The sequence below is a fragment of the Sphingopyxis sp. genome (genome assembly GCF_965227415.1).
Lineage (GTDB): Bacteria > Pseudomonadota > Alphaproteobacteria > Sphingomonadales > Sphingomonadaceae > Sphingopyxis.
This window is the reverse complement of the sequence record NZ_OZ245749.1, coordinates 89,752-107,244: the sequence shown is the minus strand read 5'-3', so window position 1 is coordinate 107,244 and position 17,493 is coordinate 89,752. Positions and strand designations below refer to the sequence as shown.

The 17,493-nt window shown below is 66.0% G+C and carries 14 protein-coding genes; 7 read left to right on the top strand and 7 right to left on the bottom strand.

Annotated elements, in window-relative coordinates; translation table 11 throughout:
* The first annotated feature begins 20 nt into the window (after positions 1-20).
* Positions 21-2,030 carry an alpha-glucosidase gene (locus tag ACO055_RS00580; RefSeq protein ID WP_422060677.1) on the top strand — a complete coding sequence of 670 codons (2,010 nt, stop codon included), beginning with the start codon at positions 21-23 and terminating at the stop codon, positions 2,028-2,030.
* Here ACO055_RS00580 and ACO055_RS00575 read toward each other — a convergent pair.
* Entirely contained in the window at positions 1,976-2,893 is a 918-nt protein-coding gene (locus ACO055_RS00575; RefSeq protein WP_422060676.1) for a LysR family transcriptional regulator, read from the bottom strand. The two genes, ACO055_RS00580 and ACO055_RS00575, sit on opposite strands and share 55 nt — an antisense overlap.
* 65 nt (positions 2,894-2,958) lie before the next feature.
* On the opposite strand from ACO055_RS00575, the gene ACO055_RS00570 reads away from it, so the two are divergent.
* Both ACO055_RS00570 and ACO055_RS00565 read left to right on the top strand, forming a co-directional pair.
* Positions 2,959-4,518, top strand: a complete 1,560-nt coding sequence (locus tag ACO055_RS00570; RefSeq protein ID WP_422060675.1) for a glycerol-3-phosphate dehydrogenase/oxidase — start codon at positions 2,959-2,961, stop codon at positions 4,516-4,518.
* A gap of 1 nt (position 4,519) precedes the next feature.
* On the top strand, positions 4,520-4,915 hold the full coding sequence (locus ACO055_RS00565; RefSeq protein WP_422060674.1) for an FAD-binding oxidoreductase: 396 nt from the start codon (positions 4,520-4,522) through the stop codon (positions 4,913-4,915).
* A 96-nt stretch (positions 4,916-5,011) separates the two neighbouring features.
* Here the strand turns inward: ACO055_RS00565 and istB are convergent, their stop codons facing one another.
* Together istB and istA are read right to left on the bottom strand one after the other, a co-directional pair.
* The gene (gene istB / locus ACO055_RS00560) at positions 5,012-5,740 is read right to left on the bottom strand and encodes an IS21-like element helper ATPase IstB (RefSeq protein WP_095385564.1); all 729 of its coding nucleotides are present in this window, start codon (positions 5,738-5,740) and stop codon (positions 5,012-5,014) included.
* Complete coding sequence (gene istA, locus ACO055_RS00555; protein WP_422059577.1) at positions 5,727-7,241, bottom strand: IS21 family transposase; 1,515 nt, start codon at positions 7,239-7,241, stop codon at positions 5,727-5,729. Before istA ends, istB begins: the two co-directional genes overlap by 14 nt.
* A gap of 137 nt (positions 7,242-7,378) precedes the next feature.
* On the opposite strand from istA, the gene ACO055_RS00550 reads away from it, so the two are divergent.
* Both ACO055_RS00550 and ACO055_RS00545 read left to right on the top strand, forming a co-directional pair.
* Positions 7,379-8,449, top strand: coding sequence for an FAD-binding oxidoreductase (locus ACO055_RS00550; protein WP_422060673.1), 1,071 nt, complete (start codon positions 7,379-7,381; stop codon positions 8,447-8,449).
* Between the two features lie 114 nt (positions 8,450-8,563).
* Entirely contained in the window at positions 8,564-9,991 is a 1,428-nt protein-coding gene (locus ACO055_RS00545) for an FGGY family carbohydrate kinase (protein ID WP_422060672.1), read from the top strand.
* A gap of 5 nt (positions 9,992-9,996) precedes the next feature.
* On the opposite strand, the gene ACO055_RS00540 is transcribed toward ACO055_RS00545, so the two are convergent.
* A complete protein-coding gene (locus ACO055_RS00540) occupies positions 9,997-10,836 on the bottom strand; it encodes a sugar phosphate isomerase/epimerase family protein (protein ID WP_422060671.1) in 840 nt (279 codons plus the stop codon).
* 198 nt (positions 10,837-11,034) lie between these two features.
* On the opposite strand from ACO055_RS00540, the gene ACO055_RS00535 reads away from it, so the two are divergent.
* Positions 11,035-12,369, top strand: coding sequence for a spinster family MFS transporter (locus ACO055_RS00535; RefSeq protein ID WP_422060670.1), 1,335 nt, complete (start codon positions 11,035-11,037; stop codon positions 12,367-12,369).
* Positions 12,366-13,532, top strand: coding sequence for an iron-containing alcohol dehydrogenase (locus tag ACO055_RS00530; protein ID WP_422060669.1), 1,167 nt, complete (start codon positions 12,366-12,368; stop codon positions 13,530-13,532). The genes ACO055_RS00535 and ACO055_RS00530 overlap by 4 nt, the downstream gene beginning before the upstream one ends.
* A gap of 209 nt (positions 13,533-13,741) precedes the next feature.
* On the opposite strand, the gene ACO055_RS00525 is transcribed toward ACO055_RS00530, so the two are convergent.
* From ACO055_RS00525 to ACO055_RS00515, 3 genes are all read right to left on the bottom strand, one after another.
* Entirely contained in the window at positions 13,742-14,809 is a 1,068-nt protein-coding gene (locus ACO055_RS00525) for an LLM class flavin-dependent oxidoreductase (RefSeq protein WP_422060668.1), read from the bottom strand.
* Positions 14,806-15,708 carry an aldo/keto reductase gene (locus ACO055_RS00520; RefSeq protein ID WP_422062503.1) on the bottom strand — a complete coding sequence of 301 codons (903 nt, stop codon included), beginning with the start codon at positions 15,706-15,708 and terminating at the stop codon, positions 14,806-14,808. The genes ACO055_RS00525 and ACO055_RS00520 overlap by 4 nt, the downstream gene beginning before the upstream one ends.
* A 116-nt stretch (positions 15,709-15,824) precedes the next feature.
* Entirely contained in the window at positions 15,825-17,075 is a 1,251-nt protein-coding gene (locus tag ACO055_RS00515; protein ID WP_422060667.1) for an MFS transporter, read from the bottom strand.
* Positions 17,076-17,493 lie beyond the last annotated feature (418 nt).

Genomic DNA, 17,493 nt, shown 5'->3' with positions numbered 1-17,493 from the left:
TAGTGAAAGGATCTTCCCCCATGGCGCTCGATGCGCTCGAAACCGGTTTTGCCCTTCGCCTCGGTGATCGAACGATCCTGGCGCACAGCGACACCGCGCCCTGTTTCTTTGTCGGGCGCGGCGCTCCGCATGTGCATGCGAAGCTGGGACATTTCGACCTTTCGCAAGAGGTGATCGAGCGGGTCGCGCTTCACCATGCCGAGGTGGACGGCGATGTCGTGCGCTTTGCCGAGGCGGCGGGACACCCATGGCTTCTTGAGGCCACAATGTCCGGCGACGGCGACCATGCGGTGATGGCGCTGAACGCGCTCGATCCGAAGCTCAACCGTTTGTGGCTGCGCGTCCCGGCCGAAGCGGGCGAGCATGTGTGGGGTGGCGGCGAGCAATTTTCCTTTTTCGATTTGCGCGGACGGCATTTTCCGCTCTGGTCGAGCGAGCCGGGTGTCGGGCGCGAGGCGGCTTCGCCGCTGTTCCAGCAGGTCGAGGCGCACCGCAAGGGCGGCGGCGGCAGCCCGACGCACACCAATTATCCGCAGCCGACGTTCGTGAGTTCGCGGCGCTATGCGCTGCATGTCGACAGCTTTGCCTATGCGGCGTTCGATTTCCGCGCCGCGGATTATCACGAGGTCGAGGTCTGGGAGATTCCGGCGCGGATCGAATATTGGGCGCGGCCGCATTTCACCGAGCTGGTATCGGCGCTGTCGGGACGCTTCGGACGCCAGCCGCCGCTACCCGAATGGCTGCTGAAGGGCGCGGTCATCGGGCTCAAGGACGGCGACAACAGCTTTGCGCGGTTGCAGGCCTATGAGGATGCCGGGGTCGCGGTGTCGGGGCTGTGGTGCGAAGATTGGGTCGGGCTGCGGATCACCAGCTTTGGCAACCGGCTGTTCTGGGACTGGCAGTGGAACGCCGAGCGTTACCCCGACTTGCCGGCGCGGATCGCGGAGCTTCGCGCGCGCGGCATTCGTTTTCTCGGCTATGTGAACCCCTATCTGGCCGTTGACGGCCCGCTCTATGCCGAAGCCGCGGCGCAGGGCTTCATGGTAATGCATCCCGACAAGGACGAGCCCTATATCATTGACTTTGGCGAGTTCGATTGCGGGCATGTCGACTTCACCAATCCGGATGCCGCCGCATGGTTCGCCGACGCGATCATCGGCGATAAGATGATCGATTTCGGACTGTCGGGCTGGATGGCCGACTTTGGCGAATATCTGCCGGTCGATGTGCGGCTGGCGAATGGCGAGAGCGGGATGACCGCGCACAATCGCTGGCCGGCGCTGTGGGGCGAGGTGAATGCCAAGGGCGTCGCGGGACGCGGGCAGACGGGCGAGATGATGGTGTTCATGCGATCGGGCGCAGCCGGGGTTCAGCGTCATTGCCCGATGCTGTGGGCGGGCGACCAGGCCGTCGATTTCAGCCGCCACGACGGGATCGGAACGGTAATCTGCGCCGCTTTGTCTGCGGGCATGCTCGGCAACGCGCATCATCATAGCGATTGCGGCGGCTATACCAGCCTGTTCGACACCACGCGAGACGCCGAACTGGCGATGCGCTGGGCCGAGATGTCGGCGTTCACGTCGATGATCCGCACGCACGAGGGCAACCGCCCGCGGCAGAATGTGCAATATGACGACGATCCCGAACTGCTCGCGCATTTTGCGAAGATGACGCGGATTTACGCGCATCTGGCGCCCTATCTGCGGCGGGTGTCGCACGAGGCTTCCGAGACGGGTTTGCCAGTGCAGCGGCCGCTGTTCCTGCATTTCGAGGACGATCCCGAGACCTATGCGATCCAGACCTCGTATCTGCTCGGGCCCGATCTGCTCGTCGCGCCGGTCATCGCGTCGGGGAAAAGTGAGTGGACGACCTATCTGCCCGCTGGGGTCGATTGGGTGCATGTCTGGTCGGGCAAGCGCTTTGCGGGCGGAAGCGATGTGACCGTCGCGGCGCCGTTCGGCCAGCCGCCGGTCTTTTATCGCGCGGGGTCGGCCGATGCGGCGCTGTTCACCGGGATCGCCTCGGCCTGAGCGACGTCCTTAAGCACCGCAACGAACGCGGCGACGAGCGCGCTGCGGCTGCGGTTGCGGAGGAGATGGATCGCGTCGCGGGTAACTTCGGACGGTGGCAGCGCGATGCTGTGCAGGCCGCTGCGCGCCGCGAGCGCGCGCGGAACGACGGTGATCGCGCGGCCGCTGCGCGCCATGTCGAGGCAGGCGGCGGTGGAATCGAGCTCATAATCGGGAAACCGGCCCGCAGCATAGCGGGCGCGGAGCGCGCGCGGCAAATTGCTGCCCGGCGCGGGACGCGGGAGCGCCCAGGGGAAATCGGCGCTGTCGCCCTCGCCTGTCGCAAGCGGATGATCGGGCGCACAGACAAGCATCAGCGGCTCGGGTGGAAGCGGGATGCACAGGACTTCGTCGGCGTGGCCCGAGGATGCGAACTTGGCGCGGTTGCAGACGACAAGGTCGAGGCGGCGATCGACCAGGGTTTCCAGAAGCTGCTCCGACGGCCCGCCGGTGACGGTGACGCGGACGCCGGGATGCGCTTCGGCGAAGCGCGCGATCGCGCCGGTGAGCAAAGGTTGCAGCGGATACGGCCCTATACCGACCGCGACCGTGCCGCTGTTCGGATGTGCAAGGCCGCGGGCTTCGAGTTCGAGGTTGGCCGAAGCGGCAATGACATCGCGCGCCGAGCGGATCAGCCGGTCGGCGTCGCTGGTCGGGCGGACATAATGGGTGGTGCGATCGAACAACGCGGCGCCCAATTCTTCCTCGAGCTTCTGAATCGAGCGCGTCAGCGCCGATTGCGTGAGACCCAGTTCGTCGGCGGCGCGCGCGTAGCTGGCGAGGCGATAGAGCGTGTCGAAATGGCGGAGACGGCGGAGGTTCATGGCGCGCACCATATCATTCCTGTTTTGCAATACCAATGCCCCTGTCATGCGCTTAGCGTGAACGCATGAGCAGCACCCAACTCGATGCGCGGCGCCGTGCGCAGGTCTTTGCCGAGCTGGAATCGCGGACTTTCGACCTTGCCGTGATCGGCGGCGGGATCACGGGCGCGGGGATCGCGCGCGACGCGGCGATGCGCGGGCTGTCGGTCGCGCTGGTCGAAGCACGCGATTATGCGAGCGGGACGAGCAGCCGATCGTCGAAGATGATCCATGGCGGCCTCCGCTATCTGGCGCAGGGCGATATCGCGCTGGTCAAGGAAGCGGCGTCGGAGCGGCAGATCCTGCGACGGATCGCGCCGCACCTGACGCGGTTATCGCCGTTCCTGATCCCGACGACGAACATGGCAATGACCGCGAAGCTGCGGACGGGGCTGTGGACGTTCGAGAAATTGGGCGGAGTGCCCGAGGCCGAGAAGCATGAGGTGATCGGACTGGCGGAATTGCGGAAGCGCGAACCGTTGATGCGAACGGGCGGGCTGAACGGCGCGGTGCTGTATCCCGAGTTTCTGACCGACGATGCGCGGCTGGTGCTGGCCAATGTGCGGAGTGCGCAGGGTTCGGGTGCGGTGACGATCAACCATGCGGCGGCTTCGGACCTGACGGGCGACGGGCTGGTCGCGACATCGTCGCTGGACGACGGGCTGAGCGCGCGCATCAGGGCGAAGCTGGTCGTGAATGCCGCAGGCGCGTGGGTCGACAAGGTTCGCGGGATGGAAGCGGGCGAGAGCGACACGAGGATGTCGATGAGCCGCGGCATCCACCTGGTGCTGCCGCGCGAGCGGCTGCCGATCGATTCGACCATCATCATTCGGGCGCCCGACAAGCGCAGCATCTTCGCTGTGCCGCGCGGGGCCTTCACCTATATCGGCACGACCGACGTGTTCCATGACGGCGCCGATTACTGGCCCGCGCCGACGCGCGATGATATCGATTATCTGCTGCGCGCGACGGAAGCGGCGTTGAGCGTTGATCCGATCCGCGATCACGAGATCGTCTCTTTGTGGTCAGGCGTGCGCCCGTTGATCGCGCAGCCGGGCAAGAAGGCCAATGAAGTGTCGCGGAAAGACGAGATCTGGACGTCGCCGGGCGGACTCGTCTCGATCGCGGGCGGGAAACTCAGCGCCTATCGCGCGATGGCCGAGCGCGTGGTCGATCTGGCCGTCGAGCGGCTGGGCACGAGCGCCCTGCCCTGTTCGACCGCCGAGGCACCACTTCCGGGAGGATCGCGAGGCCTGGGCGACAGTTTGAGCCGCCTCGATCTGCGCGCTGCCGAGCGGCTGGAGGGACTCTATGGCGACGAGGCGAACGAGATTTTGATCGCGGGCGGCGACGTTGCCGCCGAGGCGGCGCGCGCGGTGACGCACGAGGGCGCCGCAACGCTGGAAGATTATTGGGTCCGTCGCAGCGCCCGCGCCTGGTTCGATCAGGGCTCCGGCATGGCCGCGCTGGCCCCCGCTGCCGCGGCGATGGGCGCGCTGCTTGGCTGGAATGACGCCATGAAGGCCGCGCAGATCGCGCAGTGCCGCAAGATCAACGATGAGAGCCGCAGGCTTTTGGGAGAGTGAGATGAGTTCGATTGCCGAAGCCCTTGCCAGCATGATCGGCGCCGACCGCGTCGCGAGCGACGCCGATGCGCTGAATGCGCGCCGATATGACCAGTGGGCTGTCAAGCATCTGCGCGACTGGCGCGGTGAAACCGTGCCGGCGCCGGGGTGCGTCGTGCGGCCGGGATCGGTCGAGGATGTGCAGAAGATCGTGCGGCTGGCCGCAGAGAAGCGCGTCTCGCTGATCCCGTTCGGGCTTGGCAGCGGGGTGTGCGGCGGGATAGAGCCCACACCCGACGCCATCCTGCTCGACATGAGCGGTATGAACCGCGTTCGGTACTGTCAAACGGCGTTCAAACGGGACCCCCGATCGGCGTCGAAGAAGGACCCCCTTGCGGATATGATGGGGGTTTGTTGAGGTGAGCCTTGCGCTGCGTGCGGCGGAGGTCGGGCGTAGCCCGACCGGAGGCGCACGCAGCGCAAGATAGATTTTTGAAGGCGGCGAAGGTGGCGGTCAGCTGCGGTTTTTGAAGCGCCAGCTATCGTTGCCCGTCTCGACGATATCGCAGTGGTGGGTGACGCGGTCGAGCAGCGCCGTGGTCATCTTGGGATCGCCGAAGACGGTAGGCCACTCGCCGAACGCGAGGTTCGTGGTGATGATGACGCTGGTGCGCTCATAAAGCTTGCTGATGAGGTGGAACAGCAACTGCCCTCCCGAGCGTGCGAACGGCAGATATCCAAGCTCGTCGAGCACGATCAGGTCGAGCCGCGACAGCTGCGCCGCCAGGGTCCCGCCCTTGCCGATCCGGGTCTCCTCTTCGAGGCGTGTCACCAGATCGACGGTGTTGAAGTAGCGGGCGCGAGCGCCTCTTCGCACGACATTGGCGGTGATCGCGATGGCAAGGTGGGTCTTCCCCGTCCCCGTGCCGCCGACAAGCACGATATTGCGCCGGGATGGCAGGAAGGAGCCATCATGAAGGGACCGGATCATCTCCTCATTGATCGGAGTGCCGTCGAAGCTGAACCGCTCCAGATCCTTCACCACGGGTAGCCTGGCCGCCGTCATGCGATAACGGATCGAGGCTGCATCCCGGTGGGTCGCTTCAGCGCGGAGCAGGTCGGTCAGTATCTCCATAATGGTGCGCTTGCGTTGGAGGCCGGTGGTGACGGCCTCGTCGAACGCCGCAGCCATACCCTTGAGGCCAAGGCCACGCATCGTATCGATCATATCATGCCGCTGCATCATAGCCTCGCAGCAGATCATAGCGAGCGCAGTCGGCAACCGGAGGATGGCGCAGCATCCGGTCTTCCGAGGTGACGATGCTATGGGGCGTCGCCGGCTCGCTGTGCCGCGAGAGGATGTTGAGGATCAGCTCGTCGCTGGCCGTTCCGGTCGCCAGCGCTTCGCGCGTGGCAGCTTCGACCAACTCCAGACCATCGGTGAGCACCGCCGAGAGGACCCGCACGAACCTGCGATCTGCTTCGTCCCCGACGCCCAACCTTCGCCGTAATCGATGCAGCGCGGGCGGCAGATCCCAGTCCTGGAACGGCGCGCCATTACGGAGCGCGCCGGGCTTGTGCGCGAGGACCGGCAGATAATGCCAAGGATCGTAAATGGTGCGGTTCCGACCGAAGTGGCGCTCATGCTCCCCGACGATCTCTTCGCCGCAACGGATGACGATACGATCGGCATAGGCACGCACCTGCACGGTCCGGCGCGCGGCCGTCGACATGACCGAGTAGCGGTTCCGATCAAAGCTGATGAGGCAGGTTCCGGTGACGGCGTGCTCGCTCTCATGGAAGCCGTCGAACGGTGCCAGGATCGGCTGCAGGGCCGGTCGTTCCATCTCCAGCGCCTCGGCGACGGTGATGTCGCTGCGCTCGGGATGGGCGTGATGCTCGGCCCAGCGTCGGCACTCCGCCTCCAGCCACCCGTTGAGCTCGGCTAGGCTGGCGAACCGAAGCCGCGGCTGGAAGAAGCGGCCCCGGATCGTCTGGACTTGCTGCTCAACCTGGCCCTTCTCCCATCCCGCTGCTGGTGAGCAGGCCGTCGGCTCGACCATGTAATGATCGGTCATGATCAGGAAGCGGCGGTTGAACACGCGCTCCTTACCGGCGAACACGCTCGTCACCGCCGTCTTCATATTATCGTAGATACCGCGCCGGGGCACGCCGCCGAAGAAAGCGAACGCCCGAGCATGAGCATCGAACAGCATCTCCTGGCTCTCACGCGGATAGGCCCGGACGTAAGGTGTGCGCGATGCGCAGAGACGAGCGTGCGCAACCTTTACCCGCATCGGCTTGCCGGCGATCTCTACATCCTCGTGGCTCCAGTCGAACTGATAAGCCTCGCCAGGATGGAAGGTCATCGGGATGAAGGCCGGAGCACCTTCGCCCGCATCCTTCCGGCGCGTCACACGCCAGCGCGCCGCATAGCGGCGCACCGCATCATAAGAACCTTCGAACCCTTCGCGCGCAAGCAGATCATGGATACGCGTCATCCGCAGCCGGTCGCGGCGACCTCGCGCCTCGTTCTCCTCGAGAAGCACATCGAGCCGTTCCTGATAGGGGCCAATCCGCGGTAAAGGCTGGACTGTGCGCTGGTAGTTGAACACCGCCTCCGGCGACCGGATCGCCTTCCGGACCACCTTGCGCGATAACCGAAGATCACGGGCGATCGCCTTGATCGCCTTCCCAGACGCATGCTCACGCCGAATCCGAACCACTGTCTCCACTACCAACATCCCGTTCTCGCCAACTGATCAAACCAGTCAGCCGCCTAAATCCTCGGGATGAAGGGGTCCTTTTTACACGCCGATCACCCCCCGACGGGGGTGCCTATTGCACGCTGATCCTCATTCGGTACATCGACAGCGACGATTTGCTCGCGAGCTTCGATGCGGGGCTGAACGGCCTGGAGGCCGAGGAAGCGGTCGCGGCGCACGGGCTGACGATCGGCCACTGGCCGCAATCGATCGCAATCAGCAGCGTCGGCGGCTGGGTCGCGACGCGCGCGTCGGGGCAATTTTCGACCGCTTATGGCAATATCGAGGACATCATCCATTCGATCGAGGCGGTGCTGCCGAATGGCGAACTTGTGACGCTGGGCAAGGCGGTGCGCGCCGCCGCCGGGCCCGACCTGCGGCATCTGCTGATGGGCGCCGAAGGGACGATGGGGGTGATCACCGGGGTGACCTTTTCGCTGCGCGCGAAGGCGCCGCATCGCGATTACAGCATTTTCTATGCTGACGACATGCGTGCCGGGTTCGAGGCGCAGCGGCATATCGTGCGCGCCGACTGGCGCCCGCCGGTGATGCGCCAATATGACGGGCGCGAAGTGCGGCGGCTGTTCCGCGAGCATGAGCGCGGCGGCAAGGCGATGCTGCTGATGGTGCATGAGGGGCCGAAAGCGCGGGTCGATGCCGAGTTGGCGGCGATGCACGAGATTGCGGGCGCCGCAGGCCTCGAGGCCGGCGATCCGCTGGCGGCAAAGACCTGGATCGAAAAGCGCAACCATGTGCCGAGCTGGCGCGATATGTTCGAGCGCGGCTTTGTTGCCGACACGGTCGAGATTTCGGGGCGGTGGAGCGAGATCGGCGCGATCTATGACGCCAGCATTGCCGCGCTGAACGACATTCCGGGCATGATCAACGCGTCGGCGCACAGCAGCCATGTCTATCGATCGGGGATCAATCTCTACTTCAGCTTCGCCGCGACGTTTGAAGACAGCGCGAAGATGGAGCCCGCCTATTTCGCCGGCTGGCGCGCGATCATGGAAGCGACCGCGAAGCATGGCGGCGGGGTCGCGCACCATCATGGCGCGGGGCGGCTGCGCAAGCCGTATCTGCATCATGATCTGGGCGAGAGCGGCGTTGCTTTGCTGCGGCGGCTGAAGGATTGTATCGATCCGGAGGGGATCATGAACCCTGGCAATTTGATACCCGATGCTTAGGTGGGAACCCGATAAGCCTCTCCCCTTCAGGGGAGGGGTTGGGGTGGGGTCTCGAAACCTCGCGCAAGGCCGATGGACCCCACCCCCAACCCCTCCCCTGAAGAGGGGCTTTCGATGAGCACGAACGGTCATCTCCTCCTTGCGCTCGACGCGGGTACGACGGGCGCCCGCGCGATGCTGGTTGATCCGGCAGGCAATGTGCTGGGCGTCGACAAACGACCGATCGTGAGCCATTTCCCTGCGCCGGGTTTGGTCGAGCAGGACGCCAGTGCAGTCTGGAACATCTGCCGCGCGGTGATCGACGGCGCGCTGGCGGCGGCGGGGCGCAGCATCGGAGATGTCGCGGCGATCGGCGTGACGACGCAGCGCGCGAGCATCGTCCTGTGGGACCGCGCGACGGGCGAGCCGGTCGCGCCGATGCTCGTGTGGAGCGATCTGCGCGGGATGGACGAATATAAGGCGCTGCGCGCGGCGGGGTTCAGCGGCTGGCCGCAGGTGCCGTCGGCAAAGCTGCCCGCGGCGATTGCGCTGTCGGAGCGCGATCCCAAGGATCTGCAATGGGGAACGCTTGATAGCTGGCTGATCCATAAGCTGAGCGGTGCGCATGTCACCGATGCGTCTGCGGCGTGGCTGACGGGATATTATGATTATGCGGTGGGCAGCGGGTGGGATGCGGCGCTGCTGTCGCACCAGCGGCTGCCCGCGGGCCTGTTTCCCGCGCAGGTCGAAAGCTGGGGCGCGATTGCGGAGAGCGATCCCGCGGTGCTCGGCGCGCGGATCCCGATCACCGCGCTGATCGCCGATCAGGCGGCGGCGATGGTGGCGCATGGCGCGCTGGGGCGCGGCGACTGGAAAGCGACCTATGGCACGTCGGGGGTGCTGATGGCGGGGACCGGCGATGCGCCCGAGACGATCCATAGCAGCATGCCCGCCGAGGCACTGGCCTTTGCGGGCGGCGCGCCGCGTTTCTGCGTCGAGGGCATGGTGATCACCACGGGTTCGGTGATCGAATGGATGTGCGGCGGGCTGGGGTTGTTTTTGTCGCCCGCGGCGATGGAGGCGGCGGCGGCATCGGTCGCCGATGCCGGGAATGTCGTGGTGCGGCCCTCGCTGGCCGGCATGGGGGCGCCGCACGGCAAGTTCGAGGCGCGCGGGCTGATCGCGGGGCTGAGCTTTGCCGACGGGCCGGCACAGGTCGCGCGCGCAGCGTTGCAAGGAATCGCGTTTCGCTTTCGCGAGATTGCCGACGTCATCGCAGCGGCGCTGCCGGTTCCCGAGGCGCTGCCCGTGGCGGGCGGCCTGTCGACGAGCGACACGTTGATGCAGTTGCAGGCCGATGCGCTGCAACGACCGGTGCGGCGCCATGCGGTACGCGAAGCGAGCGCCTATGGCGCGGCGCTGGCGGCGGGCATCGGTGCGGGGCTGTTCGGGACAAGTGATCTGAAACGGCTGGCGCGGTACGATGCGGACTTTGTGCCGCAAGTGTCGTGCGACGAGGCCGATGCGGCGTTTGCGCGCTGGCGCGATGCGGTGGCGGTGTGATGCGCTCAGGCGCTCCCGGCGACCTCGCTCCACACTCCGCGCACGATATCGCGCATGCGCTGTGCCTCGTCCCAGCGGTTCGTCAGTTCGCTGCCGTCGGGCGCGGTGATCGCGTAGGGCGGCGGGCCGAGCTCGCACATGAAGGTCAGCGCGTCGCCCTCGCGCGCCTGTTCGAGCCACAGCTCGAAGCCGCGGCGCCACCAGGCAACATGCTGGTCGAGCCAGCCGCGATGTTGCGGGGCGTCGAGCGCCACCTGCACCTGATGCGTCGTCGAGACGCGGCCGTGGAAATTATGGCTGCCCTGCAGGATCGTTTCGATCGCCGCGAGCTGTTCGGCGCGGAGCGGCAGCTCCATTTCGCCGGCGACGGGATAGTGCGACAGGTCGGCGGTCAGCGGAAAGCCGGGGCGTTCCTCAAGCAATTGCAGCGTGAAGAGCAGGTCGTTGGTCAGGCGGCCGCGGTGGGTTTCGAACCAGACGGGCAGCGGCGCGTCCTTCGCCGCGGCGACGAGGCTGTCGATCAGGCGCAGCGCGGCGCGGAAATCGGCGGTCGGGCCAGCGATCTGAACGTTGAGATGATGCGCGCCGAGCCGCTCTGCCTCGCCGATCCAATGGCGGAGCTGGTCGGCATCGTGGACGAGCACCTGCCCCTCCCACGCCAGGCCAAGCGGGTTCATCACGCGCGCGACCCCGTCGGTGCGTGCGGTGCGCGCCAAGTTGACGCCAACGCCGTCGAAGCCCGCAGCGACCACCTGTTGCAAGGCGTCATCGAGGCAGTTTTCGATGTCGAAACCGGGGCATTTGTCGAGGCCCCAGACCGATTGAAGAACGAGCAATTCAGGCATTGGCTTCCTTTTCAGACAACGCTGTCATATCGTGTCGGGAGAGGGAGTCAATTGCCGTCGCGCGAGGCGCAGTTTTGTGCTCTCCGGCGAAAGCCGGTGTCCAGAATTATAAGGCCGTGCTCGCCTTCGCGGGCCCCGGCTTTCGCCGGTGAGAACCGGACGATCGATGACAAGGAAAAAAGATCGTGAGAGGATGAGATGACCACCGAAGCCCCCACCCCGCCGGTCATTCCGCCGGTATCAAAGGCATACCGCCGCTATGCGCTGAGCGTGCTGCTGGTCATCTATATCCTGAACTTCCTCGACCGGCAGATCGTCGCGATCCTGGCCGAGCCGATCAAGCATGACCTGCATCTGGCCGACTGGCAGCTGGGGGTGATGACGGGGCTTGCATTCGCGCTCTTCTACACCGTGCTCGGCATCCCGATCGCGCGCTATGCCGAGACAGGGCATCGGCCGCGGATCATCGCAGTCGCGGCGGGGTTGTGGAGCCTCTTCACGCTCGCGTGCGGTTTTGCGCAGAATTTCGTTCAGCTTGTCGCCTGCCGCGTCGGGGTCGGGATCGGCGAAGCGGGATGCACGCCGCCGGCACATTCGCTGATCACCGATTATACGCCGCGCGAGAAGCGCGCTTCGGCGCTTGCTTTCTATGCGCTCGGGACGCCGCTCGGCGGGCTGCTCGGACTCGCCCTCGGCGGACTGATCGCCGATGCCTATGGCTGGCGGACGGCATTCCTGTTCGCGGGGCTGCCCGGCCTGTTGATGGCGCTCATCGCGTGGACGACGCTGCGCGAGCCGCGGCGGCAGCTTCACGTCGACCTCGCCGCGCTGAAGGCATCGCGGCCCGACTTCAAGACCGCGATGGCCGAGATCAGGGGCAAGCGGACGTTCTGGCTGATCGCCTTCGCCGCCGCGATCAAGGCGTTTATCGGCTATGGCGCCGCGGCCTTCCTCGCGCCCTTCTTCTTTCGTAACCATGCGGCCGAGCTGACGGTGATTGCCGACGGGTTCGGGCTTGGCCTCACCGGATTTCTCGGTGTCGCACTCGGCATCGTGCTCGGACTGACGGGCGCGGTGGGGACGTGGCTCGGCGGCTATCTCGCCGACAAATATGGCGCGCGCGATCTGCGCGCCTATGTGTCGATCCCGGCGATTTCGACCTTGATGGGGATCCCCTTCTATATCGCGGGGCTGCTCACCGATTCGGCAGTTTTCGCGTTGATCCTGTTCGCTTTTCCACCCGTGCTCAACACGCTCTGGTACGGCCCGGGCTATGCCGCGGTGCAGGGGCTGGTGCAGCCGCAGACGCGCGCGACCGCGTCGGCGGTGCTGCTGTTCATCATCAACCTGATCGGGCTGGGCCTGGGGCCGCTCGGCGTCGGTGCGGTCAGCGATTTCATCAGCGGGCCGATGGGGCTAGGGTCGGCCGAGGGCGTGCGCTGGTCGCTGATGCTCTTCGTCCTTTTCGGCGCGGTGGCGTCGGGACTGTTCTGGCTGGCGCGGAGTTCGATCCGCGAGGAGATGGTGAGTTGAGCATCGCAAGCATCGCCCTGCCCCGTATCTTGCGCATCGGCGGCGGCGCGTCGAAGGATTTGCCCGACGTGCTGACGGCGCTGGGCTTGGCGCGGCCGCTGATCGTCACCGACGCCTATCTGATGAGCAGCGGGCGCGTGGCGGCGTTGACCGGCGGACTGGCTGCGGCGGGAATCGCGGCGCGGGTGTTCGCCGATACGGTGCCCGATCCGACGGTGGCGTCGATCGATGCAGGCGTCGCATATCTGATCGAGGGCGATCACGACTGCGTCGTCGGCTTTGGCGGCGGGAGCCCGCTCGACAGTGCGAAGGCGATCGCGCTGCTCGGCAGGTTCGGCGGAGCGATGGCGGATTACAAGGCGCCGCATGTGCAGGACGCGCCGGGGCTGCCGGTCATCGCAATCCCGACGACCGCAGGCACGGGGTCGGAGGCGACGCGATTCACGATCATCACCGACGAGACGACCGACGAGAAGATGCTGTGCCCAGGGCTCGCCTATCTGCCCGTCGCGGCGCTGGTGGATTATGAGCTGACCTTCACCAAGCCGACACGGCTGACCGCCGATACCGGAATCGATTCCTTGACCCACGCCATCGAGGCCTATGTGTCGAAGCGTGCGAACCCGTTCAGCGACGGCATGGCGTTGCTCGCGATGCGCGCGATCGCGCCCAATTTGCGCCGCGTTTGCGCGCACCCCGACGATGCGGCGGCGCGCGAGGCGATGATGCTGGGCGCGACGCAGGCGGGGATCGCCTTCTCGAACAGCTCGGTCGCGCTGGTGCACGGGATGAGCCGGCCGATCGGCGCACATTTCCATGTCCCGCACGGATTGTCGAACGCGATGCTGCTGCCCGCGGTGACCGCCTGGTCGGCGCCCGCAGCGCTGCATCGCTATGCCGATTGCGCGCGCGCGATGGGAGTGGCCGACGACCGCGAGGGCGACCAGTCGGCGGTGGCGCGGCTGCTCGGCGAACTGGCGGCGCTCAACCGTGAGTTGGAGGTACCGGGGCCTGCGGCGTGGGGCATCGACGCGGCGCGCTGGGACGCGCTGGTGCCGACGATGTGCGCGCAGGCCTCGGCGTCGGGCTCGCCCGCGAACAATCCGCGGGTGCCCGATGCAGAGGAGATGGCGATGCTTTATGCGCAGGTCTGGGCTGGATAAAATCTTTTGTTCATCAACAGGTAAGCCGCGCCGTGCTTAAGCGCGCTCGCCCCGTCCCTCTCTCCTACGTCTCAAACGCGGGGGGCGGGGTATCCACCCCATATCATCGTCAGCCCGGACTTGATCCGGGGTCCAGATTTAAAAGGTGGCGTTTGCCTTCTTGGACCCGGATCAAGTCCGGGGTGACGAGGTAGGGCGAGTTAGACGGGTTAGAGTATCAGCGGCCCATGCGTCATCTTAGGTAGCACGTGGCGCGCGAAGAGGTCGGCTTCGGCGGCGTGCGGATAGCCCGAGAGAATGAACGCCTCGATCCCCATGTCCTGATAGCGGTTCAGCTTGGCGAGCACCTGGTCGGGGTCGCCGACGATCGCAGCGCCGCAGCCCGAACGGGCGCGGCCGACGCCGGTCCACAGATTGTCCTCGACATAGCCGTCATCGGAGGCGGCTTCGCGCAGGGCGACCTGCGCATTGACGCCGAAGCTCTGAGAATCGAGCGACTTCGCCTTGATTTCGGCGCCCTTGGCGGCGTCGAGCTTCGAGAGCAGGCGATCGGCGGCGGTGCGGGCTTCGGCCTCGGTGTCGCGGACGATCATGTGCGCGCGGTAGCCGAATTTCAGCGTGCGGCCATAGGCGGCGGCGCGGGTGGTCATGTCGGCTATGATTTCTCGAACGACCTCTTCTCGGTCGGGCCACATCAGGAAGACGTCGCAGCCCTTGGCGGCGGCGTCGCGCGCGGCCGGCGAGAGACCGCCGAAATAGAGCGGCGGCGCCTTGCCCGACACCGTCCCGACGCGCGCGGGTTCGAGCTTCAGCTTCCAGAACTCGCCGTCATGGTCGAGCGCCTCGCCATCGAGCAGGGTCTTGAGGATATGCATCGCCTCGACCGTGCGGCGATAGCGCGGTTCGGAGTCCATCGTCTCGCCCGGCATGTCGGAGGAGATGATGTTGATCGTCAGGCGGCCGCCGAGGATGCGGTCGATCGTCGCGATCTGGCGCGCGAGTTGCGGCGGCCAGCTTTCGCCGATGCGCACGGCCATCAACAAGCGGATATTCTTGACCATCGTCGCGACCGCCGCCGCGAAGGCGGTGGTGTCTATGCCGAGCGCATAGCCCGAGGGGAGCAGGATGTTGTCGAAGCCCAGGCTGTCGGCCTGCACCACGATGTCGCGGCAATGCTCCCAGCTCGATTTGAGCATCGGGTCGGGCACGCCGAGAAATTCATAGTCGTCGTCGCAGAGCGCCGAAAACCAGCTGACTTCGCACGAGCGGTCGGTCATGGCAGATTCTCCCCCATCGATGTTTGCAGCACCGCGTACCATTCGGCGCGCGTCCAGCGCGGGGCGAAGGCCTGCGGAATGTCCTTGATGCGATCCGGATTTTGCGTGCCGACGATCGGGATCGGGCGCGCGGGATGCGCCATGACCCAGCTGTAGGTCGCGGCCGCGCGCGAGACGCCATATTCGGCGGCTTTCGCATCGAGCAGTCCGGCGACTGCGCGCGTGCGCTCGTCCGCCGGATCGCCGAGCCGACCGCCGCCGAGCGGCGACCAGGCCAGGAAGCTCATGCCCTCTGCCATCGACTGATCGAAGATGCCGTCGAAGAGCGGGTTCAGGTGAAGCGGCGAAAATTCGCTCTGATGGCTGACCACCGGAACGGGAAGGAATTTGGCAAGCGCCGCGGTCTGCGCGGGCGTGAAGTTCGAGACGCCGATCGCGCCGATCTTGCCCGCGCGATGCGCATCCTCGAGCCCGCGCGCCATTTCCTGCGGATGGGTGAGCAGGTCGGGGCGGTGGATCTGCCACAGTTCGACATGGTCGGTGCGCAGGCGCTGGAGCGAGATGTCGATTGCCGAGGTCAGATAGGCGGGGCTGCTGTCATAAGGCACGCCCAGGATGATGCCGCCCTTGGTTGCGAGTATCATCCTGTCGCGAAGGCCCGGCGCTTCGGCAAAGACGTCGCCGAGCAGCGCCTCGGCCGAGCCGAAACCGCCGGGCGTGTCGCAGCCGTAGATGTCGGCGGTGTCGAACAGGGTGACCCCGGCCTCGAACGCCGCATCGACGCGCGCGCGGGCGGTGGCGAGGTCGGCACCGGCGAAGCGCCACATGCCCCAGGCGATCGGCGAAACCTCATGACCGGCGACGGTCACCTTGGCGGGAGCGGGTAGAAAATCTGACATCGCTGTCATATACTCCATAAGTCGGTCAGTGGGAAGCGGGTTCGTTAGATCGATTTCAGATCAGGTGGTTCTTCGATCGTCATTCCCGCGAAAGCGGGAATGACGCGGACAATTGTTCAATGCGCCAGCACCTGCACTTCGCCATCATCCTCTTCATCGACCGCGACGATGCGCGGCAGGATGAGGTGAATCGCGGCGAGCGCGGCGAGATAGGTGAAGGCGCACACGAGCATCATCGGCAGATAGCCCCTGCCCGTATCGAGCGACCAGCCCGCGAACTCGATCATCGCCATGCCCGACAGATTGCCGGCAAAGGCGCCGATCCCGATCGCCGAGCCGACGATCCGCGCGGGGAAAACGTCGGTGGTGAGCCCGAAGATATTGGTCGAGAAACCCTGGTGCGCGAACAGCGCGAGGCCGAGGATCATCGCCGCGACCCAGGCGCTGTCGACGCCGACCAGCAAAGGCACGGGCAGGATCAGCAAGGCATAGATCAGCATCGTCGTCTTGCGCGCCGCGTTGACCGTCCAGCCGCGGCGACCCATCAGGTACGACGGCAGGAAACCGCCGGTGATGCCGCCGAGCGCCGCCATCAGATAGACGAAAGCGACGGGCAATCCGAGTGTACCCTGCGTCAGCCCAAAGACACGGTGGAACAGGTCGGGCATGAAGAAGAGCAGAAACCACCACACCTGATCGGTGAGCGCCTTGCCGAGAATGATCGCCCATTGGCGGCGGTCGCGGAGCAGGCTGGCCCAGGCGATCTTCGGCGCCGCGGCGTCGCGCGCGGCATTGGGCTGTTCGGGAATGCGGACGGCCAGCCAGACGACCACCCAGACCAGCCCGAGCCCGCCCGCGATCAGGAAGGTCGACTGCCACCCCCACATCAGCGCCATCAACGGGATGAGCAGCGGCGTCAGGATCGCACCGACGTTCGGGGCGATGCCGCCAAGGCCGAGGACAAAGCTTCGCTCCTTGGCGTTGAAATAGGTGGCGGCGGTCTTCACCGCGGCGGGGGTGCCGATCGATTCCGCCGCGCCGAGGACGGCGCGCGAGGTCACGAAGCCCTCGACGGTGCTGGCGAAGGCGTGCGCCATGCCCGCGAGGCTCCACACCCCGACGCCGATCGCGAAGCCCCAGCGCAGGCCGACCTTGTCGATGAACCAGCCGGTGCCTAGGAACGCGAGCGCCGCAGCGAACTGAAAGGCCGAGGCCATGTGGCTGTAATCGCGGTCGGACCAGTCGAATTCGAGCTGGAGCGTCGGCTTCAACAGCGCGAGAATCTGACGGTCGACATAGTTGAGGACGATCGCGACGAACACGAGGCCGACCACCAGCCAGCGGCGTTTGTCGGCGCTTGTCGTCACGTCTCTCTCCCCGAGTCTCTTTTGTCTGACCGATAAGATAACGCTGTCATACCGAAAAGGACAAGGCTTTTCTTGCTCCGTCATCCCGGACCGTTCGACAGGATCAGGGCAGGCTTGATCGGGATATGTCCCATGGGGCCAATATGTGCTCCCCCGCGAAGGCGGGGGTCCAGCTGTCAGGGCAGACGCGCGCGGCAGGGCGCCCTTCGACGCTTCGCTTAGACGCTGGACCCCCGCCTGCGCGGGGGAACACCCTGGTCCCATTGGGACAATTGCCGACTTGATCCGGGGTCTCCTTCACGGCGGCAAAGAGCGCGACCCTGGACCAAGCCGACGTCTGTACCTGTTAAGCAGCGGCCGTTCCCCCGCGAAGGCGGGGGCCGCTAGCCACCTATTCCTTCGCTGCTGCGTAAACCGA